25 protein-coding genes are annotated in these 22,711 nt (G+C 62.4%); 14 read left to right on the plus strand and 11 right to left on the minus strand.

What is annotated here, in order from left to right; all coding sequences use genetic code 11:
* Positions 1–216 precede the first annotated feature (216 nt).
* The 3 genes from NKJ26_RS10760 (at position 217) to NKJ26_RS10770 (ending at position 3,494) form a co-directional block, all read left to right on the plus strand.
* Positions 217–1,086: a carbohydrate ABC transporter permease gene (locus NKJ26_RS10760; RefSeq protein ID WP_352695241.1), complete on the plus strand. Its 870-nt coding sequence runs from the start codon at positions 217–219 to the stop codon at positions 1,084–1,086.
* Positions 1,083–1,907: a carbohydrate ABC transporter permease gene (locus tag NKJ26_RS10765; RefSeq protein ID WP_352695242.1), complete on the plus strand. Its 825-nt coding sequence runs from the start codon at positions 1,083–1,085 to the stop codon at positions 1,905–1,907. The genes NKJ26_RS10760 and NKJ26_RS10765 overlap by 4 nt, the downstream gene beginning before the upstream one ends.
* Positions 1,908–2,018: 111 nt before the next feature.
* Positions 2,019–3,494: a M81 family metallopeptidase gene (locus NKJ26_RS10770; protein WP_352695243.1), complete on the plus strand. Its 1,476-nt coding sequence runs from the start codon at positions 2,019–2,021 to the stop codon at positions 3,492–3,494.
* A gap of 167 nt (positions 3,495–3,661) precedes the next feature.
* Here the strand turns inward: NKJ26_RS10770 and NKJ26_RS10775 are convergent, their stop codons facing one another.
* The 6 genes from NKJ26_RS10775 to NKJ26_RS10800 form a co-directional block, all read right to left on the minus strand.
* A complete protein-coding gene (locus NKJ26_RS10775; protein ID WP_352695244.1) occupies positions 3,662–5,716 on the minus strand; it encodes a M3 family metallopeptidase in 2,055 nt (684 codons plus the stop codon).
* Positions 5,717–5,804: 88 nt separating this feature from the next.
* The gene (locus NKJ26_RS10780; protein WP_352695245.1) at positions 5,805–6,239 is read right to left on the minus strand and encodes a nuclear transport factor 2 family protein; all 435 of its coding nucleotides are present in this window, start codon (positions 6,237–6,239) and stop codon (positions 5,805–5,807) included.
* Positions 6,236–6,880, minus strand: coding sequence for a carbonic anhydrase (locus tag NKJ26_RS10785; RefSeq protein WP_027025563.1), 645 nt, complete (start codon positions 6,878–6,880; stop codon positions 6,236–6,238). Before NKJ26_RS10785 ends, NKJ26_RS10780 begins: the two co-directional genes overlap by 4 nt.
* 146 nt (positions 6,881–7,026) lie before the next feature.
* Positions 7,027–7,818 (minus strand): DUF429 domain-containing protein, encoded by a 792-nt coding sequence (locus NKJ26_RS10790; protein ID WP_352695246.1) that lies wholly within the window; start codon positions 7,816–7,818, stop codon positions 7,027–7,029.
* Complete coding sequence (gene pdxY, locus NKJ26_RS10795; RefSeq protein WP_352695247.1) at positions 7,815–8,699, minus strand: pyridoxal kinase PdxY; 885 nt, start codon at positions 8,697–8,699, stop codon at positions 7,815–7,817. Before pdxY ends, NKJ26_RS10790 begins: the two co-directional genes overlap by 4 nt.
* 12 nt (positions 8,700–8,711) lie before the next feature.
* Complete coding sequence (locus tag NKJ26_RS10800; RefSeq protein WP_352605891.1) at positions 8,712–8,975, minus strand: hypothetical protein; 264 nt, start codon at positions 8,973–8,975, stop codon at positions 8,712–8,714.
* A gap of 159 nt (positions 8,976–9,134) precedes the next feature.
* Here NKJ26_RS10800 and NKJ26_RS10805 point away from each other — a divergent pair, with 159 nt between their 5' ends.
* The 5 genes from NKJ26_RS10805 (at position 9,135) to ppa (ending at position 12,740) form a co-directional block, all read left to right on the plus strand.
* A complete protein-coding gene (locus tag NKJ26_RS10805; RefSeq protein ID WP_352695248.1) occupies positions 9,135–9,773 on the plus strand; it encodes a LemA family protein in 639 nt (212 codons plus the stop codon).
* 208 nt (positions 9,774–9,981) lie between these two features.
* Complete coding sequence (locus NKJ26_RS10810; protein WP_352695249.1) at positions 9,982–10,806, plus strand: TPM domain-containing protein; 825 nt, start codon at positions 9,982–9,984, stop codon at positions 10,804–10,806.
* An 8-nt stretch (positions 10,807–10,814) separates the two neighbouring features.
* Positions 10,815–11,453, plus strand: coding sequence for a TPM domain-containing protein (locus NKJ26_RS10815; protein WP_352695250.1), 639 nt, complete (start codon positions 10,815–10,817; stop codon positions 11,451–11,453).
* Between the two features lie 136 nt (positions 11,454–11,589).
* On the plus strand, positions 11,590–12,096 hold the full coding sequence (locus NKJ26_RS10820) for a GNAT family N-acetyltransferase (protein ID WP_352695251.1): 507 nt from the start codon (positions 11,590–11,592) through the stop codon (positions 12,094–12,096).
* A 110-nt stretch (positions 12,097–12,206) separates the two neighbouring features.
* Positions 12,207–12,740, plus strand: coding sequence for an inorganic diphosphatase (gene ppa / locus NKJ26_RS10825; RefSeq protein ID WP_352605881.1), 534 nt, complete (start codon positions 12,207–12,209; stop codon positions 12,738–12,740).
* 86 nt (positions 12,741–12,826) lie between these two features.
* Here ppa and NKJ26_RS10830 read toward each other — a convergent pair whose 3' ends face one another.
* Together NKJ26_RS10830 and NKJ26_RS10835 are read right to left on the minus strand one after the other, a co-directional pair.
* A complete protein-coding gene (locus NKJ26_RS10830; RefSeq protein ID WP_352605879.1) occupies positions 12,827–13,420 on the minus strand; it encodes a hypothetical protein in 594 nt (197 codons plus the stop codon).
* A 43-nt stretch (positions 13,421–13,463) separates the two neighbouring features.
* The gene (locus NKJ26_RS10835; protein WP_352605877.1) at positions 13,464–14,081 is read right to left on the minus strand and encodes a TetR/AcrR family transcriptional regulator; all 618 of its coding nucleotides are present in this window, start codon (positions 14,079–14,081) and stop codon (positions 13,464–13,466) included.
* A gap of 74 nt (positions 14,082–14,155) precedes the next feature.
* Here NKJ26_RS10835 and NKJ26_RS10840 point away from each other — a divergent pair, with 74 nt between their 5' ends.
* Positions 14,156–15,439 carry an MFS transporter gene (locus tag NKJ26_RS10840; RefSeq protein ID WP_352695252.1) on the plus strand — a complete coding sequence of 428 codons (1,284 nt, stop codon included), beginning with the start codon at positions 14,156–14,158 and terminating at the stop codon, positions 15,437–15,439.
* A 165-nt stretch (positions 15,440–15,604) separates the two neighbouring features.
* Positions 15,605–17,179 carry an alkaline phosphatase D family protein gene (locus NKJ26_RS10845; protein ID WP_352695253.1) on the plus strand — a complete coding sequence of 525 codons (1,575 nt, stop codon included), beginning with the start codon at positions 15,605–15,607 and terminating at the stop codon, positions 17,177–17,179.
* 72 nt (positions 17,180–17,251) lie between these two features.
* Here the strand turns inward: NKJ26_RS10845 and NKJ26_RS10850 are convergent, their stop codons facing one another.
* Entirely contained in the window at positions 17,252–17,533 is a 282-nt protein-coding gene (locus tag NKJ26_RS10850) for a hypothetical protein (RefSeq protein WP_352605871.1), read from the minus strand.
* 198 nt (positions 17,534–17,731) lie between these two features.
* On the opposite strand from NKJ26_RS10850, the gene typA reads away from it, so the two are divergent.
* On the plus strand, positions 17,732–19,561 hold the full coding sequence (gene typA / locus NKJ26_RS10855; RefSeq protein ID WP_027025549.1) for a translational GTPase TypA: 1,830 nt from the start codon (positions 17,732–17,734) through the stop codon (positions 19,559–19,561).
* A 224-nt stretch (positions 19,562–19,785) separates the two neighbouring features.
* Here the strand turns inward: typA and NKJ26_RS10860 are convergent, their stop codons facing one another.
* Together NKJ26_RS10860 and NKJ26_RS10865 are read right to left on the minus strand one after the other, a co-directional pair.
* The gene (locus tag NKJ26_RS10860; RefSeq protein WP_352695254.1) at positions 19,786–20,088 is read right to left on the minus strand and encodes a hypothetical protein; all 303 of its coding nucleotides are present in this window, start codon (positions 20,086–20,088) and stop codon (positions 19,786–19,788) included.
* A 4-nt stretch (positions 20,089–20,092) separates the two neighbouring features.
* Positions 20,093–20,665, minus strand: a complete 573-nt coding sequence (locus tag NKJ26_RS10865) for a hypothetical protein (protein ID WP_352695255.1) — start codon at positions 20,663–20,665, stop codon at positions 20,093–20,095.
* Between the two features lie 285 nt (positions 20,666–20,950).
* Here NKJ26_RS10865 and NKJ26_RS10870 point away from each other — a divergent pair, with 285 nt between their 5' ends.
* The 3 genes from NKJ26_RS10870 to NKJ26_RS10880 all read left to right on the plus strand — a co-directional run bounded on the left by NKJ26_RS10870 (position 20,951) and on the right by NKJ26_RS10880 (position 22,705).
* The gene (locus NKJ26_RS10870) at positions 20,951–21,562 is read left to right on the plus strand and encodes a LysE family translocator (RefSeq protein WP_352695256.1); all 612 of its coding nucleotides are present in this window, start codon (positions 20,951–20,953) and stop codon (positions 21,560–21,562) included.
* A gap of 88 nt (positions 21,563–21,650) precedes the next feature.
* The gene (locus NKJ26_RS10875) at positions 21,651–22,064 is read left to right on the plus strand and encodes a RusA family crossover junction endodeoxyribonuclease (RefSeq protein ID WP_352695257.1); all 414 of its coding nucleotides are present in this window, start codon (positions 21,651–21,653) and stop codon (positions 22,062–22,064) included.
* On the plus strand, positions 22,061–22,705 hold the full coding sequence (locus NKJ26_RS10880) for a HepT-like ribonuclease domain-containing protein (protein WP_352605862.1): 645 nt from the start codon (positions 22,061–22,063) through the stop codon (positions 22,703–22,705). The genes NKJ26_RS10875 and NKJ26_RS10880 overlap by 4 nt, the downstream gene beginning before the upstream one ends.
* Positions 22,706–22,711 lie beyond the last annotated feature (6 nt).

Genomic DNA, 22,711 nt, shown 5'->3' on the forward strand with positions numbered 1-22,711 from the left:
CCTCCACCGTACTTCGCACGCCCACCAGCCTCATGTAGCCCCTCGCCTGCCGAAATGGGCCCCCCCCCACGCCTTCTTTATGCGCTCGACACCTCTCCCCCGATCGACGGGGGAGAGGAAGTCCCGCGAAAGAGTTCGAAGCGAAGAACAGGTCAGGATTAGCCAAGCTGGCAAGCCAGCGCCACGGATGCCCACGCAAAACGGTACAGCCAGCCGATGCAAAATCGTCTCTTGCCCTATCTCCTGACCTTGCCCAGCCTGTTCCTGGCGGCTGTCGTCATCTTCTGGCCGGTATGGGACCTGATCCAGATCTCGACCCATGACGTCAACCGTTTCGGCCAGTTGCGCGAGTTCAGCGGCCTTGCCAATTTCGCCGCCCTTGCCGCCGATCCCGACTTTGTCGCTGCCCTGTGGCGCACGGGGCTGTGGACCGTTCTGGTGGTCGGCGGCGCGATGCTGCTGTCGGTTCCGGTGGCGGTGATCCTCAACACCGATTTCTATGGCCGGGGCATCGCCCGCGTCGTCATCATGCTGCCCTGGGCGGTATCGCTGACCATGACGGCGGTGGTCTGGCGCTGGGCGCTCAACGGCGAAAGCGGCATGCTGAACTCGGCCCTGATCGGGCTTGGCCTGATCGACCACAACATCCAGTGGCTGGCGAGCGCCGAGACCGCCTTTCCCATGCAGGTGCTGATCGGCATTCTGGTGACGGTGCCGTTCACGACCACGATCTTCCTCGGCGGCCTGTCGTCGATCCCCGACGATCTCTACGAGGCGGCCGCGCTTGAAGGGGCGACGGCGCTGCAGCAGTTCCGCGAGATAACCTTTCCGCTGCTGAAACCGTTCATCAACATCGCCATCGTGCTCAACACGATCTACGTCTTCAACTCCTTCCCGATCATCTGGGTGATGACGCAGGGCGGGCCGGCCAACTCGACCGACATACTGGTCACCCATCTCTACAAGCTGGCCTTCCGCATCGGCAAACTCGGTGAGGCCTCAGCCGTGTCGCTGGTGATGTTCGCCATTTTGCTCGTCTTCACCATGATCTATGTGCGGCTGGCCATGCGGGAGCAACGCGCATGAGAAGCAAGCTGATGCGCACCATCATCGCCTGGCTGCTGCTGGCGCCCTTGATCGCGGTGACGATCTTCCCCTTCGCGGTGATGTTGCTGACAGCGGTCAAGCCAAGGCAGGAGGTGCTGTCGCCGACATGGTGGCCGAGCGAATTCCGCTGGGCCAACTTCGCCGACATGTGGGTGGCGACCGGTTTCGGCCAGGCGCTCGCCAACTCGCTCTATGTCTCGGTGATCGCCACCGTTGGCGCCGTCCTGATTTCCGTCCCGGCGGCCTACGCCATGTCGCGCTTTCGCTTTGGCGGCTACGGAGCGTTTCGCCAATTCCTGCTGATTTCGCAGATGATCTCGCCGATCGTGCTGGTGCTCGGCCTGTTCCGGCTGATGGCGGCCTGGGGCCTGGTCGAGAGCACCACGGCGCTCGGCTTCATCTACATGGCCTTCAACGTCGCCTTCACCGTATGGATGCTGCAGAGCTATTTCGACACCATCCCGCACGATCTCGAGGAGGCGGCCTGGATGGAAGGCGCCGGCCGCTGGCTAACCTTGCGCAAGGTGTTCCTGCCGCTCTGCCTGCCGGCGATCGCGGTGACCGCGATCTTCACCTTCATCAACGCCTGGAACGAATTCGTCGTGGCGCTCACCATGCTGCGCAGCCAGGAAAGCTACACGCTGCCGATCCAGGTGTTTTCGCTGGTCGCCGGCCGCTACACGATCGAATGGCACCACGTCATGGCCGCGACGCTGCTGGCGACCTTGCCGGTGGCGATCCTGTTCATCTGGCTGCAGCGCTACCTCGTCAGGGGACTGGCGCTCGGGGCCGTCAAATAGCCGATAGAACGGTTCGGCGTTCGAAGCCGTTCTATCTCTTTGTTTTGACGCAATTCCGGACGGAAAACCGTTTCACACTTTTCCTGGAATTGCTCTACCCACGGAGCTTTCATGCGCATCTTCACCGCCTCGCTGGCGACGGAAACCAACACCTTCTCGCCGGTGCCGACCGACCGGGCCTCATTCGAGATGGCGTTCTATGCCGGTCCCGGCAGGCATCCGGAAACGCCGACGCTGTGCTCCTCGCCGATGGTCGCCCTGCGCCGGCGCGCGGCCAGCGAAGGCCTGACGGTCATCGAAGGCACCGCCACCTGGGCGGAGCCGGGCGGTCTCGTGCAGCGGCAGACCTATGAGGCGCTGCGCGACGAGATCCTCGGCCAGCTCAAGGCGGCGCTGCCCGTCGACGCCGTCATTCTCGGCCTGCACGGAGCCATGGTGGCGCAAGGCTATGACGATTGCGAGGGCGATGTGCTCGAGCGCGTTCGAGCGCTGGTCGGACCTGATGTGGTAATCGCCTGCGAATTCGATCCGCACAGCCATCTGACGCCGAAACGCGTGGCGGCGTGCGATATCATGGCCTACTTCCTCGAATTCCCGCATACGGATTTCTACGAGCGTGGCGAACACGTCGTCGAGCTTGGCCTTGCCGCGGCGCGCGGCGAGATCAAGCCCGTCATCTCGACCTTCGACTGCCGCATGATCCAGGTGCTGCCGACCAGCCGCGAGCCGATGCGTTCCTTCGTCGACCGCATCAAGGCGTTGCACGGCAAGGATGGCGTGCTGTCGGTCTCGGTCATCCATGGCTTCATGGCGGCGGATGTGCCCGAAATGGGCACGCGCATCCTCGTCGTCACCGACGACGACAAAGCCAGGGGCGACGTGCTGGCGGAGCGGCTGGGGCGCGAGCTCTACGCCATGCGCGAAAAGACGGCGATGACGATGCTTGATACCGCCGACGGCATCGATCGGGCGCTTGTCGTACGCACCGAAAATCCCGGCAAGCCCGTGGTGGTCGCCGACATATGGGACAATCCCGGCGGCGGCGTGCCAGGTGACGGCACAATCGTGCTGCGCCAGATGCTGGCGCGCGGCCTCGACAATGTCGGCGTGGCGACGATCTGGGACCCGATCGCCGTCACCTTCTGCCTGGCGGCGGGCGAGGGCGCGGTCATCGACCTGCGCTTCGGCGGCAAGGCGGGCCCCCAGGCCGGCGAGCCGATCGACGCCCGCGTCAAGGTGCTGAAGGCGGTTGCGGAGGGCTGGCAGAGTTTCGGACCGAGCCGGGTGACGTTAGGGCCAACGGCGCTGGTCCGCATCGAGGGCATCGAGGTCGACATCATCCTCAACACCAATCGCACGCAGACTTTCGAGCCGGATATCTTTTCCAATATCGGCGTCGATCCGCTGAGCAAGGATGTATTGCTGATCAAGTCGACCAACCATTTCTATGCCGGTTTCGAGCCGATCGCCGCGGAAATCATCTATGTCTCGGCACCGAGCTCGTATCCCAGCAATCCGGCGGTGACGAATTACACCAAGCTGACACGGCCGGTGTGGCCACGGGTGGCGGATCCTTGGAAGGCGTGACGCCGGGAATCTCCCCCCTCGAGGGGGAGATGTCGCCGAAGGCGACAGAGGGGGTCGTTGCGCGTGGAGCGCTAACCTTGCTCTGTCGCAGGAGGTCGAGCCCGGTCGGACCGACCCCCTCTGGCCGCTTTGCGGCCATCTCCCCCTCGAGGGGGGAGATCGGCCAATCACACCAGCCCGCGCTTGACCATCATCGCTTCCGGCGACGGCATCTTGCCGCGAAACGCCGTGTAGAGCTCTTCCGGATCCTTCGAGCCGCCGGCGGCGTAGATGTTCTTGCGCAGCCGCTCGGCGAGCTCCGGGTTGAACGGATCGCCGGTCTCCTCGAAGGCGGCGAAGGCGTCGGCGTCCAGCACTTCCGACCACATGTAGGAATAGTAGCCGGCCGAATAGCCGTCGCCGGCAAAGACATGGCCGAAATGCGGTGTGCGGTGGCGCATGGCGATGGTATCCAGCATATCAAGCGCAGCAAGCGTTTCGGCTTCGAAACGAAGCGGCGCTTCAGGTGCATCGGGCCGGGCGTGATAGGCCATGTCCATCAAGGCAGAGGCGGTGAATTCCACTGTGGCGAAGCCGGCGCCGAAAGTACGCGCGACCAGCATCTTGTCGAGCAGCGCCTTGGGCATCGGCTCGCCGGTCTTGACATGCAGCGCGTGCTTTTCCAGCACCGCCGGCACGGTCAGCCAGTGCTCGTAGAGCTGCGAGGGCAGTTCGACGAAATCGCGGCTGACCGAGGTGCCGGAAATCGACGGCCAGGTGACATCGGTCAGCATGCCGTGCAGCGCATGGCCGAATTCGTGGAACAGCGTCTTCGCCTCGTCGACCGACAGCAGCGCGGCCTCGCCAGCCGGCGGCTTGGCGAAGTTCATGATGTTGTAGATCACCGGCTTCGAGCCATGGCCAAGCTTGTACCCGGACTTGAGCGCGCTCATCCAGGCGCCCGAGCGTTTGGACGGCCGCGCGAAATAATCGGCGAGGAACAGGCCGCGCTCGCTGCCGTCGGCATTCTTCACCACGAACACGCGCGCGTCCGGGTGCCAGGCGGTAATGCCCTTCTTCTCCGCAAAGGTGATGCCGAACAGTCTTGTCGCCACGTCGAAGCAGGCGTCGATGACCCGGTCGAGCTGCAGATAGGGCTTCAGCTCCGCCTCGTCGAAGGCGAACTTTTCCGCCCGCAGCTTCTCCTGGTAGAAACGCCAATCCCAGGCGGCGAATTTTTCGTTGCTGCCGGCTTGCGTCGCCAGCCGCTGCAATTCGCCCTGGTCGGCGGCCGCCTTTTCCAGCGCCTTCTGCCAGACCGGATCGAGCAGCTCATGCACCGCCTTCGGCGTCTTGGCCATGGTGTCGTCCAGCTTCAGCGCCGCGAACGAGCCGTAGCCGAGCAACTTTGCCTTTTCGGCCCGCAGCTTCAGCATATCGCGGACAACATCGGTGTTGTCGGTGACGCCGCCATTCTGGCCGCGCATGGTGAAGGCGCGGAAGGCTATCTCACGCAGGTCTCGACGTTCGGAAAACGTCGAAAACGGCTCGTAGATCGAGCGCGAAAGCGTCACGGCGTAGCGGCCCTTCTGGCCACGCATCTCGGCGGCTTCGGCCATCGAGCTCTTCAGGAACTCAGGCAAGCCGGCAAGATCGGGCTCATCGAGGAACAGCGCCCAGTCTCGCTCGTCGGCCAGCACATTCTGGCCGAAAGTGGTGCCGAGCGAAGACAGGTCCTCATTGATCCTTGCCAGCCGTTTCTTGCCGTCGGCGTCGAGCTTCGCGCCGGAACGGACGAAGCCTTTCCAGGTTTTCTCCAGCACCCGCAGCGTCTCCGCGTCGAGGTTCAGGCCCTCGCGGCGCTGGTAGAGATCGTCGATGCGGGCAAACAGTCTCTCGTTCATCGAGATCGCCGAGAAATGCCTGGACATCTTCGGCGAGATGTCGCGCTCCAATGCCTGGATCGTCTCGTTGGTGTGGGCGCCGGCCCGGCACCAGAAAATCGACGAAACATGGTCGAGCGCTTCGCCGCCGAGTTCCAGGGCCTGAAGCGTGTTCTCGATCGTTGGCACGTCCTTGTTGCCGGCGATCGCCTCGATCTCGGCCTCGTGCGCCTTCAGTGCGGCATCGAAGACCGGGGAGAAATCATGGTCGCCGATGTGGTCAAAGTCAGGCAGGCCGAGCGGCCCCCGCCACGTGGTCAAGGGATGGGCGGCGAGGTCGACGGCTTTCGTGGAGGGCATGGACGGTCTTTCGATGATGGCGAGGATGGGTGAGTTGTTCCCGATGTAGGGTTCGGCCCGCAAGCTCGCAATACAGGATCTGGCCGGCTCAGTAGCTGTCGCAGTTTTCAGCGATTGCCGCTTGCGAACTGGCTGTGATGCGGTCGCCGGTCACAGCAAAGGTCTCTTGCATCAGCATGTCGTTATTGGGGAAGTCGTAGCAGGCGATCACCGTGGTGACGCCGCCTTCGCTTTTCTCGATCCGGTGCCGGATCTCCGCGCCGGCAACCGCGTCTCGCCATTCGTCGATCGAGGCGATGAATTCCTGCTTGCCCTGAACGATGCCGAGGTCATCGAGCTTGATGCGGACATCGTCGGCAAGCAGGTCGGACAATTCTGTGCGATCGGCGACCAGCAGCGCCGAATACCAGCGGCCGATGATGGCCCCATCGTCGGCGCGGGCGGCAGGGACCGCCATCAGCAGCGCGGCAGCCGTGAAAACGATCGGCCGGAAATCCCTCGCCCGGCGTGCCGTCGCGGTCATCCCAGTTCCGGCCGTTCGAAATCGCCGGTCTCCTTGTTCATCACCCAGAGTTCGCCGGTCGAGATGTCGAACCAGGCGCCGTGCAATGACAGCCTACCCTTGCCCTCGAGGATCGAGACGCAAGGAAAGGTCCTGAGATTGGCGATGGAGTAGCGGACCGAGATGCGCTCCAGCGCGGTCTGGCGCTCGGTCGCCGTCATGAAGGTGCTGGATGAGACGGTCTCGGCGGCCGGCGCGATCAGGCTCATCCATTTGCCGATGAAGTCGCCGGGCGAAAGCGGCGCGGAATTGGGGTCGAGCGCGGCGCGGATGCCGCCGCAACGGCCGTGGCCCATGACGACGATGTTCTTGACCTTTAGGCTCTGCACGGCGAATTCCAGTGCCGCCGAGGTCGAGTGGAACTCGCCGTCGGGTGCATAGGGCGGCACCAGATTGCCGACATTGCGCAGAACGAAGAGTTCGCCCGGCCCGGCGTCGAAGATCGCTTCGGGGGCAGCGCGGGAGTCGCAACAGGCAACGATCATCGTTTCCGGTGCCTGGCCTTCGCGGGCGAGCTCGCGATAGCGCCCGCTCTCGGTGAGATAGCGGCCGCTCATGAAATTGCGATAGCCAGCGAGGAGATGGTCGGGGAGATGAGGCATGTGCGGCTAAGGCCTTTCCGGGTTGGAGGCGGCAGCTCGTTGCGGTCGAGAAAAGGCTCTAGCGGCAAAAGCCCGTCGCGAGCAATGCGGAATTGCAGGGGCTCACCGGAATTGCCATGCGTCAGGGGCAGCTCCGGCCGGCACCGTCAGGCCCAGATAGCGACCGGTATGCCAAAGCCATCGGTGAGCGGCGGGTCGGGATACGGCCTTGCCTCGCCATGGGCGATGCGGCCGGCGATCAGCATCATGGCGGCGGCGTCGAGGAAATCGTCCGCTGCGGCGCCGCGTGGCGGCGCCTGGTCGAGAAACCCTGTCTCATAGCCGTGGCGGCAGAGCAGCGCCTTGCGTTCCGCCATGCCGGCCGGATTGACGCTGCCCTTGACTTTTTTCGGCAGCTGCATGGCCTGACCGCCGTTCAGCCGACAGAAAGCAACCTCCGGATGCGATTCGAAGATGCGGCTGCGCAAGTCGGGCCGCGCAATGAGCAGCGCATCGAGTTCGCGGATCTTGGAAAAGATGCCAAACGCCTGGATCGAGACACCGCGCGGCGGGTCGGACGTGGTCCTGGCGATGTCGCTTGCCCGGCGATGCGCGGCGTACCAGGCGTCCACCGTGGTGAAGTCGGCGATGTCCGCGTACAGGGCGGCGCGGGACGGTATCGAGAAGACGCTGGACTGGCGTGTCCCAAGCAGCGGCCGCACCAACGCTTCCGGCCCGCGTCCGCCCTTTTGCGAGAACTCGGGCAAGCCGATCGGCATGTCGACAGCGACAATCGCATCATCGGGAATTGCCGCAAGCAGTGCGGAAAAGCTGGCGAAGACATCCGCGGACGGTGCCATGCCGGGGTTACGGGGTGTCGAACCGGGCGTGCGCCGGACAGCGATCCAGCCGGCCTTGCAGCCGTCGACGCCGACAAGCGCGGTCTCGGCCGGTGTCACGCCCGGCGGTCCCGCCCGGGATGCGTGAGGTGGCGCATCTGCACCATCGCCATCGGGTGCGACAGGCTCTGCGCATCGGTTTCGAGCTGCAATTCGTCGCCGCCGCGCTTGGCGGTGCGCGCCAGGATCTCGTAGACCGCAGCCGTGGTCGACTGCAGCGCCTTGATCGCCGGTTGGCCGGAGAGAATGCGCGCCAGATAAACGGCGGCCGTCAGGTCACCCAGGCCGTTCGGCGGCTTGTCGATCAAGCGGTGCTCGGCAAGCAGCGCCTGGTTGGCGTCGAGCAGCAGATTGCCGGTGCCGCCTGAAATCATCGACGGCGCCGAGGTGACCAGCATCGTCGAGGGTCCGGCATGGAGTGCTGCCGCGATGACCGATTTGAGGTCGGGCAGCGGCGTGCCGGCCATCCATTCCAGTTCGTAGCGATTGGGGGTGGCAATGTCGGCGATCGGCATCAGCCGGTCGCGCATGGCGGCAGCAGTGGGCTCGGGCACATAGAGGCCACCCGAATCACCCATCACCGGATCGCAGATATAGACGGCGTCGGCGTTCTTGGCCTTGACCGCGGCGACCAGCGAAGCGACTGCATCGGCTTGACCGGCCTCGCCGAGATAGCCGGACAGCACGGCGCCGACTTCACCCAGCCATGGCGCGCGCTCAAGGTCGGCCATCAGTGCCTTGAATTGATCGAGCGGCGGCACAATCCGTGTCGCCCGTCCGTGGCCGGGGTGCCAGGGCAGGATGACGGTCGGCACCGCCCAGACCGGAAAGCCCAGCGTTTCCAATGCAAAGACAGCGGCGCGGTTGCCAACCGAGCCGCGTGCGACATGACTGGAAATGACGATGACCGCCTGCGGCGCGTCGAGTTTTTCGGCGGTCATTGCTGTTGATTCCTAGCTGCCCCGGGTGAGGAAAAGCACGAGCCACACCATCAGGCCCAGCGCCAGAAGCAAGCCGAGTATCCTGCCAAGACGCGTGCCCCAGACCTCGATCGGGTCCGATCGGTCGGCATCGGCCGCGGCGACGTGATCGCGCATGCCTTTGGCAGTCCGCGTCACGAACGAACTATCGGCCGGATCGGTCTCGCGCGCGATGCGCTCGAGGATGCGGCGCGATTCCTTGTCGTTATCTTTATCGCTGTCCTTGGGCTCCGCCATGATCATGTCCGGTTTCATGCCGATCTTATCGTGTTCGCCCCATCAATTACAGCTCCCTAAACCGATCGAAACGGGTCAATGGCCGTTCCCCTCGAGGTCGTTTTCTTGCGCGCCGATTGTGGTAATGCTTCGCTTGCAACTTCTATTGAGGGATCCGTCATGCTTGCCCAGCGCTTTGCCGCACCGTCACCGTTCCGTACGCTGCCCGCCTTCCTGATTATGGCGATCGTGCTGCCAGTGCTGGCCGGTTGCGGCTACAATACCATCCCGACGGCGGAGGAAAACGCGAAGGCGGCTTGGAGCGAGGTGCTGAACCAGTATCAGCGCCGCGCCGACCTGATCCCCAACCTTGTCGAAACGGTCAAGGGCTATGCCTCGCATGAAAAGGACACGCTCGACGCGGTGGTCGAGGCGCGTGCCAAGGCGACGCAGGTCACGGTGACGCCCGAAACGCTGAATGATCCCGAGGCGTTCAAGAAGTTCCAGGACAGCCAGGCGGGGCTGACCAGCGCTCTGTCGCGGCTGCTGGCGGTGGTCGAGAACTATCCCGACCTCAAGGCCAACCAGAACTTCCTGGCGCTGCAGGCGCAGCTCGAAGGCACCGAGAACCGCATCGCGGTTGCCCGGCGCGACTACATCCAGGCAGTGAGGGACTATAATCTGACGCTGAGGACCTTCCCGTCGGTGATCTGGGCGAGCCTGTGGTTCCGCGGCAACCAGCCGTTCGCCAATTTCACCGTCGACGAGGACAAGCTGCAGGTGCCGAAGGTCAATTTCGGGACGAAGCAGGGCGGGTGAACGGCGCCTGGATTGGAATAATCCCGTAAAAAGACGGACCGCTGGCGTGCAAACACCCCCCTCTGTCCTGCCGGACATCTCCCCCGCAAAGGGGGAGATCGGCCCTCATTTGCGCTTTCGCCAATCACCAGCGTTCAAAAGCGCGAGCCAACGCGGGAGCTGCCAATCTGCCCCTTTGCGGGGGAGATGTCCGGCAGGACAGAGGGGGGTGCGAAGAAACGCCAAGATTAACTTTCTTGTCCTGCTTTTCTGCCTCTTTCTTCCTTTCACCGCCTTCGCCGCGGATCTGCCCGCGCTCACCGGCCGTGTCGTCGACAATGCCGGCATCATCGATGCGGCGACCAGGGCGGCGCTGACGCAGAAGCTGGCCGATTTCGAAGCGAAAGGCTCCGACCAGATTGTCGTCGCGACCGTCCCAAGCCTCGGTGGCGAGGAGATCGAGCCCTACGCCAACCGGTTGTATCGCTTCTGGAAGCTTGGCCAGGCAAAGGAGAACAACGGTGCGCTGCTGCTGGTTGCGCCGAACGACCGCAAGATGCGCATCGAGGTCGGCTATGGGCTGGAAGGCACGCTGACCGACCTGCATACCAAGCTGATCATCGAGAACGACATGGTGCCGGCCTTCCGCGCCGGCGATTTCTCCGGCGGCATAAGCAAGGCCGTCGACGACATGATCATGGTGCTGGAAGGCAATCCGGAGGAGTTGGAAGCGCGCGGCGCGCGCAACCAGCAGGCGCCGTTCAATTCCGACGACCTGTTCGCCGCCGTCTTCATCAGTATCTGGGCGATCATTTTCTTCGGTGCCATCGCGGTCTCGGTCTTGCCGCCGATCTTCGGCCAGAAGCTCGGGCCCGGCCGCTACCGCTGGCTCGGCATGACCTTCGAGCCTAGCCGGCGATCGTCAAGGGGCGGCTGGTCCTCCGGTGGCGGCGGTTGGTCGTCGGGCGGCGGTGGTTGGTCGTCGGGGAGCGGCGGCGGCTTTTCCGGCGGCGGTGGTTCTTCCGGCGGCGGCGGCTCGTCGGGAAGCTGGTGAGGGCAACCATGGCAACACGACCGATCACCCCCCAGGACCATGAGCGCGTCGCCGACGCCATTCGCGCCGCCGAGGCATGGACGGACGGAGAAATCTATTGCGTCGTGGCCCATGCAAGCGGGAGCTACTTCTTGCCGGCCGCCCTCGTGGCGGCGCTTGGCACGCTTTTCGTCAGCCTCGCCGTCGCCTACGGTCTCGAAGCATGGTGGCTTACTATCCGCCTGCCGCACTTCGTCCTCGCCCAACTTCTGGCGCTGGCCTGCGTGCTGTTGCTGTTATGGGCCTTTCCCGCGCTGCGCATCCATATGGTGCCGAGGCGGCTGCGCTATCAGGCCGCGCATGACAACGCCCTGAAACAGTTCCTTGCCCGCAACGTCCATCGCACCACGGCGCGCACCGGCGTGCTGGTCTTCGTCTCGATCGCCGAACGCTACGCCGAGGTGGTCGCCGATTCGGGTATCGACGCCAAAGTTGGCCAGCATGTCTGGGACGAAGTGGTGCGTGACCTGACCGCGCATGCCGGCGACGACCGGCTTGCCGAAGGCTTCATCAAGGCGATCGAGACGGTGGGGGCCGTGCTGGCGGAGCATTTCCCGGTCACGCCGGGCGACTTCAACGAGCTGGACGATCATCTGGTGGAGATCTGAGAGCCGTCCTGTAGCATTCAGCCGGCCCTGTAGCATTCAGCCGGCCTGGCACCGGTGTCATGATCGTGTGAGAAAGCTGGCGGCGGGCCGCGCCGACTCTTGCAATCGGCCGATGCGGGTTTATGGTTAACAAATCATGAATACGCTGACGATCGATATCCGAAAAGCCGAGCCGCGCGACGCTGGCGCCATCGCCGAGGTGCACCTGCAGGCTTGGCGCGGCGCTTATTCGGGCATCATTCCGCACCGCACCCTGACGTCGATGATCAACCGCCGCGGCGCCGACTGGTGGGCCAATGCGATCCGCCGTGCCGCGACCGTTCTGGTCGTCGAGATCGGCGGCACGATCGCCGGTTATGCGACGATCGGCAAGAATCGCGCCCGGGAACTCAAGCAGCAGGGCGAAATCTACGAATTGTACCTGCGCCCGGAATATCAGGGCATCGGGCTCGGCAGCCGCCTGTTCAAGGCGGCCAGGGCGCGCCTGGCTGATCATGGGCTGAAGGGCATGGTGGTGTGGGCGCTGGAGGACAACCAGAACGCGATCGCCTTCTATGCTGGCGCCGGTGGCCGCGACGTCGCCGAAGGCGTGGAAATATTCGAGCAGAAAGCGCTGAAGAAAGTCGCTTTCGTCTGGCAGTGACGTTCCGGCCTTTCCGTCGATGCCTTCCGATCGTCCTCAGCACCATTCGCCGCATTGCACCATGACGCGTCCCCCGGTATCGATCTGGGAAATCGAGAGAGGGACAAGCCATGCGCATTGAAGCCATAGCCATCGGAAAGAATCCGCCTGAGGACATCAACGTCATCATCGAGGTGCCGATCGGCGGCGAGCCGATCAAGTACGAGATGGACAAGGAGGCCGGCACGCTGTTCGTCGACCGGTTCCTGCACACCTCGATGCGCTACCCCGGCAATTACGGCTTCGTGCCGCACACGCTGTCGGGCGACGGCGATCCGATCGACGTGTTGATCTGCAACACGCGCGCGCTGGTGCCGGGCTGCGTCATCAATGTCAGGCCGATCGGCGTGCTGATCATGGAAGACAATGCCGGCCAGGACGAGAAGGTCATCGCGGTCCCGTCGCCCAAATTGACGCTGCGCTACGAGAACGTCACCGAATACACCCATCTGCCCGACATCACGCGCCAGCAGGTGCAGCACTTCTTCGAGCACTACAAGGACCTCGAACCCGGCAAATGGGTCAAGATCGAAGGCTGGCACGATTCCAAATACGCCAAGAAGATGATCGTCGACGCGATCGAGCGGGCGAAGGCGAGCAAATAACCGACTGCTTGCGCTCCGCAGACTACGAACCTCGCTCCGCCCAAGGATGACGAAGTTGCTGGCGCGGCGGCTAATCCCCGATGTGCCTAATTATCCACCCGGCCGAAAGCCGGCACATTGCCGATGACGGTGTGCCTGTCCTTGCCGCAGGCGAAGGTTCGGGCCTTGTCATCGGCGAGTTTGCGCGCCTGGTCGTTGGCGGCGGGGTTGCCGGTGGCCAGGACAAGGCCGACGGTGCAGCCGTCGCGCGTATCCATCTGGCCGACCTTGGCGACGAGCAGCACCTCGGTCGGCTTTTTCTCATCCTCGGGATTGCTGACCGTGCGGCGATGGATGGCGGCAAAAGGTACGGCCTTGTCGCCATTGGTCTCGATGCGCCATTCGATCTTGGCACCTGACGAATTGAAGCCGGAAAAGCTCTCCCAGACCGACACCATGTCGCCGCCGGGCGGAAAACCGTAGAATAGCGATTCGCGGGCGTCGTCATAGGCGACCAGCACGGGATAGCCACGATAGCCCGAACAGGCGAGATCGGACCAATCGCCGTCGCCCTGTTCCGCCTGAGCGTAGGTCACGCAGTCCTTCTTCCAGTCGAGCTCGGTGTAGGCGCTCGATATGTCGCCGGCATGTGCCGCCTGGCAGGCGCCGGCGAGGATGAGCGGGATCAGCAGGCTGCGCATCGCGGACGTCTCCGTTGCAGGGGACCCAGCGTAGCGCCTGTCGCTATTTCTTCAAGCTCGCTTCGATCAGCAGGTCGGCGTTGCGGGCAACCGTATGCGCCGGGCCGCCGAGGCCGAACAACTGGCCGCTGATATAGGCACCCTCGATCAGGAGCAGCAGCCCATCGCCCAGCGTGTCGGCGTCTTGCGCGCCCATCGCCGCTGCCATGGCGCGCAGCCGGCGGCGCAGTTCCTGCTTGTTGGCCTCGCTGACGAGGCGCGCCGGATGACCGCGCTCGGGGTACTCCACCGCCGCGTTGGTCATGCCGCAGCCGCGGTAATCCGGGCGCTGCGTGCGCTTGCCGACCCGCGTCAGGAAGGCGCGGATCTGCGCGCGCGGATCGCCGGGATGGGCGTTCACCGCCTCGTCGAAGCGCTCCCAGAACTCGAGATCGTATTGCCTGAGGTAGGAAGCGGCCAGTTCGTCCTTGGAAGGAAAGCTGCGGTAGAGGCTCGGCTTGGTGACGCCGGCGCGCTTGACGATCTCGTCGACGCCGATCGCCCTGATGCCTCGCCGGTAGAACAGGTCGTATGCCACATCGAGGATCTTCTTGGCAGCCTTCGGAGGAGCCGGTGCATGTCCGTCGCTGATGGTCAGTTCAATATTTTTGTCCGTTCGCATGGCGAGTCTCGATTGACAATGTTACCGATCGGTACGTATACATGCTCCCATCTTGCAACGTACCGGTCAGTAACATGATAACTCAATCCCGTCCATTTGGCCAGCGCTACGCTTTCGTCGTGGTTGGCGTCATCTTCCTCTGCCTGCTGATCGCGGCCGGGATGCGTTCCGCGCCCTCCGTCATGATGTTGCCGCTGGAAAACAGCTTCGGCTGGCGGCGCGACGTCGTTTCCCTGGCTGCCGCCGTCGGCATCTTCCTCTACGGTCTGACCGGGCCGTTCGCGGCGGCGTTGATGGAGCGGATCGGGCTGCGCCGCACGCTGCTTGCCTCGCTGGTGGTGATGTCGGGCTCGACGGCGCTCAGCCTGTTGATGACCAAGCCGTGGCATCTGCTGATCACCTGGGGCGTGTTTTCCGGCATCGGTTCAGGCGCGGTCGCCACGGTGCTCGGCGCCACCATCGTCAATCGCTGGTTCAAGACCAATCGCGGCCTGGTGATGGGCTTGATGTCGGCCTCCAGCGCCACCGGCCTGCTGGTGTTTCTGCCGCTGCTTGCCGCGCTCGCCCAGTCGGGCGGCTGGAAGCCGGTCGCCATAGCCATTTCCATTGCCACCGCCTGCCTTCTGCCGCTGGTCTGGCTGCTGGTGCCGGAGCGGCCGGCGTCGATCGGCATGGTGCGTTATGGCGCCGAGGCGGATGACGTGCCGCCGACCTCGCCGGCATCGCAAGGCAATTTCCTCGCCCATACGCTCTCGACGCTGCGCCGCGCCGCCGGCACGCGGGTGTTCTGGTACCTGTTCGCCACCTTCTTCGTCTGCGGCTTCACCACCAACGGGCTTGTCGGCACACATCTGATCGCCTTCTGCGGCGACATGGGCATTGGCGAGGTGCAGGCCGCCGGCCTGCTGTCGATGATGGGCATCTTCGACCTGATCGGCACGACGCTGTCGGGCTGGCTCACCGATCGCTTCGATCCGCGCAAGCTGCTCGGCGTCTACTACGGCATCCGTGGTCTGTCGCTGATCTATCTTCCTTATTCCGGCTTCTCGGCGACCAGCCTGATCATCTTTGCCGTGCTCTACGGCCTCGACTGGATCGCCACCGTGCCGCCGACGCTCAGGCTCGCCAACGAAGCCTTCGGCGACCGCAGCGGCCCGATCGTGTTCGGCTGGATCGTTGCCGGCCACCAGGTCGGTGCTGCGACCGCTGCTGCTTTCGGCGGCACCATGCGCGAACTGCAAGGCAATTACGAGCTGGCCTTCCTCATCGCCGGCATGACGGCGATTGCCGCGGCGTGTATTTCGCTGCTGATCAACACCAGCCGGCCAGCCTTTGATCCGGAGCCGCAGGCGGCGTAATCGCCGTTATTGCGGCGCCGTAGGCAATGCTGCCGATCTCTGCCCTCTGGGGGAGACCGGCGGCTTGCCTGTTCACTGTTATCAAACCTTCACGATTTCGAGATGCGCCTGAAACATTGACGCTGGACCTTGATGGCAACGTTCAACGCCATCCAGGAGACAGCCATGAACAAGCTCTCGATGACCCGCCGCGCTTTCGTCACTTCCGCCAGCGCCGCTGGCCTGGTCGGCGTTTCGAGCCTGGCGCTGCCCTATTATTCGCGCGCCAACCAGCGCCCGGCTTTCACCTATGGCGTCCAGTCCGGCGATGTCGATGCCACCAGCGGCATGGTGTGGACGCGCACGGATCGCCCGTCGCGCGTCATGTACGAAGTGTCGTCGACGGAAAATTTCACCGACGCCACCAGGCTCGCGCCGCTCGACACGTCGCCGGCCAGCGACCACACGGTGAAGCGGCTGCTCACCGATCTCGCCTCCGATCAGGACATTTTTTATCGAATGACAGCGGCCGACCTCGCCGACATCAACGTCGTCTCGGAGCCGATCGTCGGCCGTTTCCGCACCGCGCCTGCTTCCAAGCGCGACATCAGATTCGCCTGGTCGGGCGATACCGCGGGTCAGGGCTGGGGCATCGACGAGACCGGCATGAAAACCTACGCCACGATCGGCAAGCACACGCCCGATTTCTTCCTGCATTCGGGCGACACCATCTATGCCGACGGCGCCATGAAGGAGGAGGTCGACCTGGCCGGCGGCGGCAAGTGGAAAAATGTCGTGCTGATCGACGGCAAGCGCAAGGTCGCCGAGACGCTGGACGAATATCGGGACCAGTGGAAATACAACATGATGGACAGGCACGTGCTGGGGCTCAGCGCCATCTGCCCGACCTTCTACCAGTGGGACGACCACGAGGTGCTGAACAACTGGTCGGATTCGAAGGACCTGAGCGCCGACAACCGCTATACGGAGAAATCCATCCATGTGCTGGCGGCGCGTGCGGCGCGCGCCTTCCATGAGATGACGACGATCCGCTACGAGCCGTCGGAGCCGGGCCGGGTCTATCGCAAAATTGCCTACGGACCGCTGCTCGATGTGTTCTTCCTCGACATGCGTTCCTATCGTGGCCCCAACGGCCCCGACATGCAGGACGAGATGACGCCGCAATCGCGCATGCTTGGCGAGCAGCAGACGAAGTGGCTGAAGCGCGAGCTGGCGAATTCCAAGGCGACCTGGAAGATCATCGCCGCCGACATGCCGCTGGGCCTCGTCGTCTGGGACGACGCCGCCAAGAAGTCAGGCGCGGAAGCCGTCAGCAATGGCGACAACGGCCTGCCAAAGGGCCGCGAGCTTGAAATCGCCGACCTGCTTCGCTACATCAAGAACGCTGGCATCGCCAACACCGTCTGGCTGACGGCCGACGTGCATTACACCGCCGCGCATTACTACAATCCCGACAAGGCGCGGTTCCAGGATTTCAATCCGTTCTGGGAATTCGTCTCGGGCCCGATCCATGCCGGCACGTTCGGTCCGAACGATTTCGACATGACGTTTGGTCCGGAGCTGAAATTCATCAAGGCGCCGACCGCCGAGCAGGGACAGAACCTGCCGCCATCGGCCGGGCTGCAATTCTTCGGTCTGGTCGATATTAGCGGCGCCAGCGAGCAACTGACCGTGCGGCTGATGGATCGCGACGACAACGAGCTCTACAAGGTGACGCTGGATCCTGTGCGCTCGGCGTAAGAATTTGGCTTCGGTCGAAACGCTGCGGCGAAGGATCACGGCGGAACGGCGATCACCGCCCGCCGGCGGCAGTCAGTCCGGATAGCAGGCGGCCGGGATCTTCGGCCACACCGCGCTGTCGCAGCCGGCGTCCCTCTGCCGCTGCTTGAAGGCGGCGCTGACGGGGCCGGTAACGATGGGATCGACGCCGTCGGGCGCGTCGGCGAACATCTGCTGTGCCGTCCGCGGTTCCGGCGGCAAGGCCGGGTTTGCTTCCTTCAGGGCCGCAGCCGATTGCGCCGCACCGGCGGCAAGCAGCACTGCAAGCGCGGCCCATGCGAGAATATGCTGCAATCTGGTGACTGGATCGGTCATGACGTTCGAACTGCCCGGGGCCAAAAAAGGTTCCCACCTTGGTTAACAAAATCATCTCGCACGAGGATGCTTAAGATTTGATGAGTATTTGGTATTCCGCTTCCCCTTTCGCAATTGCGAAAAACCCTGTATGAGCCGCGCAACCGAAAGAGGCGGCGCCATTTGGCTTGCTGCCTGCAACGCTCCCGAGACCAGAACATGAAACTCCGTAATATCGCGATCATCGCGCACGTCGACCATGGAAAGACCACCCTGGTCGATCAGCTTTTGAAGCAGTCCGGCTCCTTCCGCGACAACCAGCGCGTCGCCGAGCGCGCCATGGATTCCAACGACCTCGAAAAGGAACGCGGCATCACCATCCTGGCCAAGGCGACCTCGGTCGACTGGAAGGACACCCGCATCAACATCGTCGACACGCCCGGCCACGCCGATTTCGGCGGCGAAGTCGAACGCATCCTGTCGATGGTGGATTCGGCCATCGTGCTGGTCGACGCCGCCGAAGGGCCGATGCCGCAGACCAAGTTCGTCGTCGGCAAGGCACTCAAGGTCGGCCTCAAGCCGATCGTCGTCATCAACAAGATCGACCGGCCGGACGCTCGCCATGTCGAGGTGGTCAACGAGGTGTTCGACCTCTTCGCGGCGCTCGACGCCACCGACGAACAGCTCGATTTTCCGATCCTCTACGGTTCGGGCCGCGATGGCTGGGTTTCCGAAAATCCCGAAGGTCCGAAGGACCAGCAGCTGGCACCGCTGTTCGATCTCGTCATCAAGCATGTGCCGGCGCCGACCGTGCATCCCGGCCCGTTCCGCATGATCGGCACCATCCTGGAAGCCAACCCGTTCCTCGGTCGCATCATAACCGGCCGTATCGAGAGCGGTACGCTGAAGTCGAACCAGGCGGTCAAGGTGCTGCACAATGACGGCACGCAGATCGAAACCGGCCGCATCTCCAAGATCCTCGCCTTCCGCGGCCTTGAGCGCCAGCCGATCGAAGAAGCGCAGGCGGGCGACATCGTCGCCATCGCCGGCCTGTCGAAGGGCACCGTCGCCGACACGTTCTGCGACCTGGCGGTGACCGAGGCGCTGCATGCGCAGCCGATCGATCCGCCGACCGTGACCATGTCGTTCCTCGTCAACGACAGCCCGCTCGCCGGTACCGAAGGCGACAAGGTGACCAGCCGCGTCATCCGCGACCGACTGCTGCGCGAGGCCGAAGGCAATGTCGCGCTGAAGATCGAGGAATCGCCCGACAAGGACTCGTTCTTCGTCTCCGGCCGCGGTGAATTGCAGCTGGCCGTGCTGATCGAGACGATGCGCCGCGAAGGCTTCGAAATTGCCGTGTCGCGTCCGCGCGTCGTCATGCAGAAGGGCGAAAACGGCGAACTTTTGGAGCCCGTCGAGGAAGTCGTCATCGACGTCGACGAGGAGCATGCCGGCGTCGTCGTGCAGAAGATGTCCGAGCGCAAGGCCGAGATGGTCGAGCTGCGCCCGTCCGGCGGCAACCGCCAGCGCATCGTCTTCCACGCGCCGACGCGCGGCCTGATCGGCTACCAGTCGGAACTGTTGACCGACACGCGCGGCACCGCCGTGATGAACCGGCTGTTCCACGCCTATGAGCCCTACAAGGGCGAATTGCCCGGCCGCACCAATGGCGTCCTGATCTCGAACGAGCAGGGCGAGTCGGTGGCCTATGCCATGTGGAACCTGGAAGACCGCGGCCCGATGGTCATCGACCCCGGCGTCAAGGTCTATCAGGGCATGATCATCGGCATCCACAGCAGAGACAACGACCTCGAAGTGAACGTGCTGAAAGGCAAGAAGCTGACCAACATCCGCGCCGCGGGCAAGGACGAGGCGGTCAAGCTCACCCCGCCGATCCGCATGACACTGGAACGCGCGCTGGCCTGGATCCAGGACGACGAACTGGTCGAAGTGACGCCGAAGACGATCCGCCTGCGCAAGCTTTATCTGGACCCCAACGAGCGCAAGCGCTTCGAGAAATCGTCCAAGGTCGTCGGCGCGGCGTAATCTTTCGATTTCCAACGGTCAGGAGGGGCGGAGTACACCAGTGCTCCGCCCCTTTCTCATTCATCCGCCGGCAGCCGAGATGATGGCCCGCCGATCCGGTTCGCCGGCCAGATCGATGCGGATCGTCGCTCCATCCCGGGCCGGCTTGCGCAAGGCCTTCGCCGCGTCCGGTCGACGACCAGCAGCCGCTTCTGCAGACGAAAGTGGAAAGCAGTTTGAGAAGGCTATCTCAACAATTTTGTCGAAAGATGACTGAAGTCGTAGCCTTCGGCATCATCTTCCGATATTCCATATCTCTCGATAAATTGTTCTCTGATTTTTTGAAGTTTTCGAGAAATCTCACTTTTGTCTGGTGTGGCCGTCAGCCCATAAAACGTTCCTTTTAATTTCCAAGGAAATGGGTTGCTCATTGGATGTCGAAGGTTCCCTTTTTCATGCCAGTATTTCCTTACAAACCAACTCGCTAGATCGGCTGCCTGAAGAGGGAGAAAATCTTCATCTTTCTCAAAGCGCGGTCTTTTATTCAAGATACTAAATGTCCTCACCAACAGAGGCGACATACTCTTCCCAATGGTTCTGCGGCAAGCTTTCCAAAGCGTTCTGTTTGTCGAAGATAACTTCAACCGGTTCGCTGACCCTGGTGACATGAATACTTTGACCGAAGTAGTCTAAGAATAACCAATAGGCAAGAAAATAAGGATTACTATATGCCTTTGGCAATCGACAGCTTTCGAAAGCCTCTTCCATCAGTTTTTCGTCAATTCCAATAGAGAAGAACGCTTTCGGGAACGGCTCCAGGATTCTGTAGAATGCTTCGGCATGTCGGAAAGCTTCCGGCTCGTTAAACCGTCGATTGACTTCTGACATCTTGAAGCGGGGCCACCCAATGGTGTCTAGACGTTCTTGCCACTTGTTTGAAAACTGCGCCCAGTCGACGGCTTCTGCCACGAAACCAGATAGAATTAGCACTCGCCCATCCGAGCGGCTGTCGTCCATGCCGACCTGGAGCGCCAAAAACCTTCTCCGCTCGCGCCGCCCAGTTGGCAGTCCGCTGACATAACGCAGAACACCAATCGCGTTTGGATGCATCAATGCGTCAGGCATCGTAGCACCTTGGGTACGCGAAGTACAATATTGGGAATTTTTTCTTGACAGGTGAGTGCAGCTATGGTAGATATTTACTCATGGTGCAGATTTGCGCCAATGACCCGCCGCACAGGCGGGTTTTTCGTTGATGCTTCTCAACCAACGCTGGGCGAATGCTCCGGAGGAGCCCGTTAACCCGGGATTCGTTGCCTGAGCGCCAACGCGGGCGATTGTCCTGCCTTTGCCGGCGCTGTAGCTGTCGGCTAGTGTAAGCCTATCGACGTCTCAACCGAGATACTCACCATGCACCTGACCTCGCTGCTGATCTTCGCCGCCGCCTTGTTCGTCGCCGCCGGCTCGCCCGGCCCGTCGATTGCGGCACTCGTCGCCCGCGTCATCGCGAAAGGCTTTCGCGACGTGTTCCCGTTCCTCCTCGCCATGTGGATCGGCGAGGGCATCTGGCTGTCGTTGGCGGTGTTCGGGCTGGCGGTCGTGGCGCAGACCTTTCACTTTGCCTTTGTCGTGGTGAAGTGGGCCGGCGTCGCTTACCTCGCCTGGCTTGCCTGGAAAATGTGGACGGCGCCGGTCGACGCGAAAGAGGGCGAGATGCCGCGTGAGGATTCGGCCGTCAGACTGTTCTTCGCCGGCATGGCGGTGACGCTCGGCAACCCCAAGATCATGATGTTCTATCTGGCGCTGCTGCCGACCATCGTCGATCTCGCTTCGGTCAGCATTGTCGGCTGGCTCGAGCTGACCGCGACCATGGCCGTGGTGCTGGTCGCCATCGATCTCGCCTGGGTGCTCGCCGCCTCGCAGGCGCGCAAGCTCCTGAAGAGCAAGCGCGCCATGAGGATCGCCAACCGCATCAGCGCGACGACGATGGCCGGCGCTGCGGCGGCAATCGCGGCGCGGTAACGCCGAGAAGTGACTTAGAAGTCAACTGTATTCCCCTTGCTCTACATGTGGTAATTCACTTTAGAGGTAGGAAATATTAGGGCAGAAGATGGAGATCGTGTTTCCGGTCGAATTCGTTGTTTATGGAACGCCTGTATCTCACCAAGCAAAACGCCCTGAATCCCGGGAGCAGTGGAAAGACGAGGTCCGCAATTCGAGCCACTCAGCGCTTCCAGATACGCATTTTGCTAGTGTCGATCGGATCGCTGTGACACTGTTTTATTTTCCGCCGGAGCCCATGCAGGGCGATATAGACAACATTGTTAAGCTTGTTCTCGACGCGTGCTGCCCTCACATCTACCTCGACGATTCACAGGTTGAGCGCGTCGTAGTTCAGAAGTTTGAACCGGACCACCTGTTCAGTTTTGGCAGCCCTTCTGCTACATTCGTGCATGCCTTTGAAGGTGCCAAACCCGCCCTGTATGTTCGCATTTCGAATGATCCGCATGAGGAGCTACAATGAAGCCGGACATTCTTGAGCAGACCGTTTTGGAGAGTTTGCTACCCGAGTTGGAAGCCGATGGCTATCAGGTCATCAGAGAACCCCGGCGTCCGGTAGTCCCTCCCTTTCTCGGCTCATATCTCCCCGATCTAATCGCGTTGAGGGAGGACGGTAACTTAGCCATAGAAGTCGTATCGAAGGCTGCCCCAGAAAGTCGAAAGCTGGACGATATCGCTAGGCTGTTTGATGGTCAAAAAGGCTGGAAGTTTCGGATCTATTGGGCTTCCAAGTCGGACATTGAGGAGCCACTTCGGGCACAATCAATCAATGACATCGAAGATGCTCTAGCTCAGGCGCAGACCCTTGTCGCCGAAAATCACATCTCTGCAGGCTTTCTATTGTCGTGGGCAATCTTTGAAGCAATCGCTCGTAGAATTCTCGCAGATCGATTTGGCCGGCCGCAAACTCCTGGACGTCTTATCGAAATTATGGCCAATCAAGGAATTCTCACACACAGCGAGGCGCAGCGCCTGCGGTCGTTAGCGAGTTTTCGTAATCGATTCATTCATGGCGAGCTCGATGTTGGGGTTACATCCCAGGAGGCGGACGAATTTCTGAAGATTCTTCAAAATTTGATGACAATAGCCAGTCATCCATTCTGATGATCG

The organism is Mesorhizobium sp. M0152 (assembly GCF_040322415.1).
Classification (GTDB): domain Bacteria; phylum Pseudomonadota; class Alphaproteobacteria; order Rhizobiales; family Rhizobiaceae; genus Mesorhizobium.

Coding starts and splice junctions, on each gene's coding strand:
- NKJ26_RS10880 (WP_352605862.1), top strand. CDS start 22,061: ATGAAGCCGGACATTCTTGAGCAGACCGTTTTGGAGAGTTTGCTACCC.
- NKJ26_RS10820 (WP_352695251.1), top strand. CDS start 11,590: ATGAATACGCTGACGATCGATATCCGAAAAGCCGAGCCGCGCGACGCT.
- NKJ26_RS10800 (WP_352605891.1), bottom strand. CDS start 8,975: ATGGCGGAGCCCAAGGACAGCGATAAAGATAACGACAAGGAATCGCGC.
- NKJ26_RS10835 (WP_352605877.1), bottom strand. CDS start 14,081: ATGCGAACGGACAAAAATATTGAACTGACCATCAGCGACGGACATGCA.
- NKJ26_RS10845 (WP_352695253.1), top strand. CDS start 15,605: ATGAACAAGCTCTCGATGACCCGCCGCGCTTTCGTCACTTCCGCCAGC.
- NKJ26_RS10765 (WP_352695242.1), top strand. CDS start 1,083: ATGAGAAGCAAGCTGATGCGCACCATCATCGCCTGGCTGCTGCTGGCG.
- NKJ26_RS10870 (WP_352695256.1), top strand. CDS start 20,951: ATGCACCTGACCTCGCTGCTGATCTTCGCCGCCGCCTTGTTCGTCGCC.
- NKJ26_RS10850 (WP_352605871.1), bottom strand. CDS start 17,533: ATGACCGATCCAGTCACCAGATTGCAGCATATTCTCGCATGGGCCGCG.
- NKJ26_RS10805 (WP_352695248.1), top strand. CDS start 9,135: ATGCTTGCCCAGCGCTTTGCCGCACCGTCACCGTTCCGTACGCTGCCC.
- ppa (WP_352605881.1), top strand. CDS start 12,207: ATGCGCATTGAAGCCATAGCCATCGGAAAGAATCCGCCTGAGGACATC.
- typA (WP_027025549.1), top strand. CDS start 17,732: ATGAAACTCCGTAATATCGCGATCATCGCGCACGTCGACCATGGAAAG.
- NKJ26_RS10840 (WP_352695252.1), top strand. CDS start 14,156: ATGATAACTCAATCCCGTCCATTTGGCCAGCGCTACGCTTTCGTCGTG.
- NKJ26_RS10785 (WP_027025563.1), bottom strand. CDS start 6,880: ATGCCTCATCTCCCCGACCATCTCCTCGCTGGCTATCGCAATTTCATG.
- NKJ26_RS10760 (WP_352695241.1), top strand. CDS start 217: ATGCAAAATCGTCTCTTGCCCTATCTCCTGACCTTGCCCAGCCTGTTC.
- pdxY (WP_352695247.1), bottom strand. CDS start 8,699: ATGACCGCCGAAAAACTCGACGCGCCGCAGGCGGTCATCGTCATTTCC.
- NKJ26_RS10830 (WP_352605879.1), bottom strand. CDS start 13,420: ATGCGCAGCCTGCTGATCCCGCTCATCCTCGCCGGCGCCTGCCAGGCG.
- NKJ26_RS10815 (WP_352695250.1), top strand. CDS start 10,815: ATGGCAACACGACCGATCACCCCCCAGGACCATGAGCGCGTCGCCGAC.
- NKJ26_RS10780 (WP_352695245.1), bottom strand. CDS start 6,239: ATGACCGCGACGGCACGCCGGGCGAGGGATTTCCGGCCGATCGTTTTC.
- NKJ26_RS10775 (WP_352695244.1), bottom strand. CDS start 5,716: ATGCCCTCCACGAAAGCCGTCGACCTCGCCGCCCATCCCTTGACCACG.
- NKJ26_RS10875 (WP_352695257.1), top strand. CDS start 21,651: ATGGAGATCGTGTTTCCGGTCGAATTCGTTGTTTATGGAACGCCTGTA.
- NKJ26_RS10865 (WP_352695255.1), bottom strand. CDS start 20,665: ATGCCTGACGCATTGATGCATCCAAACGCGATTGGTGTTCTGCGTTAT.
- NKJ26_RS10770 (WP_352695243.1), top strand. CDS start 2,019: ATGCGCATCTTCACCGCCTCGCTGGCGACGGAAACCAACACCTTCTCG.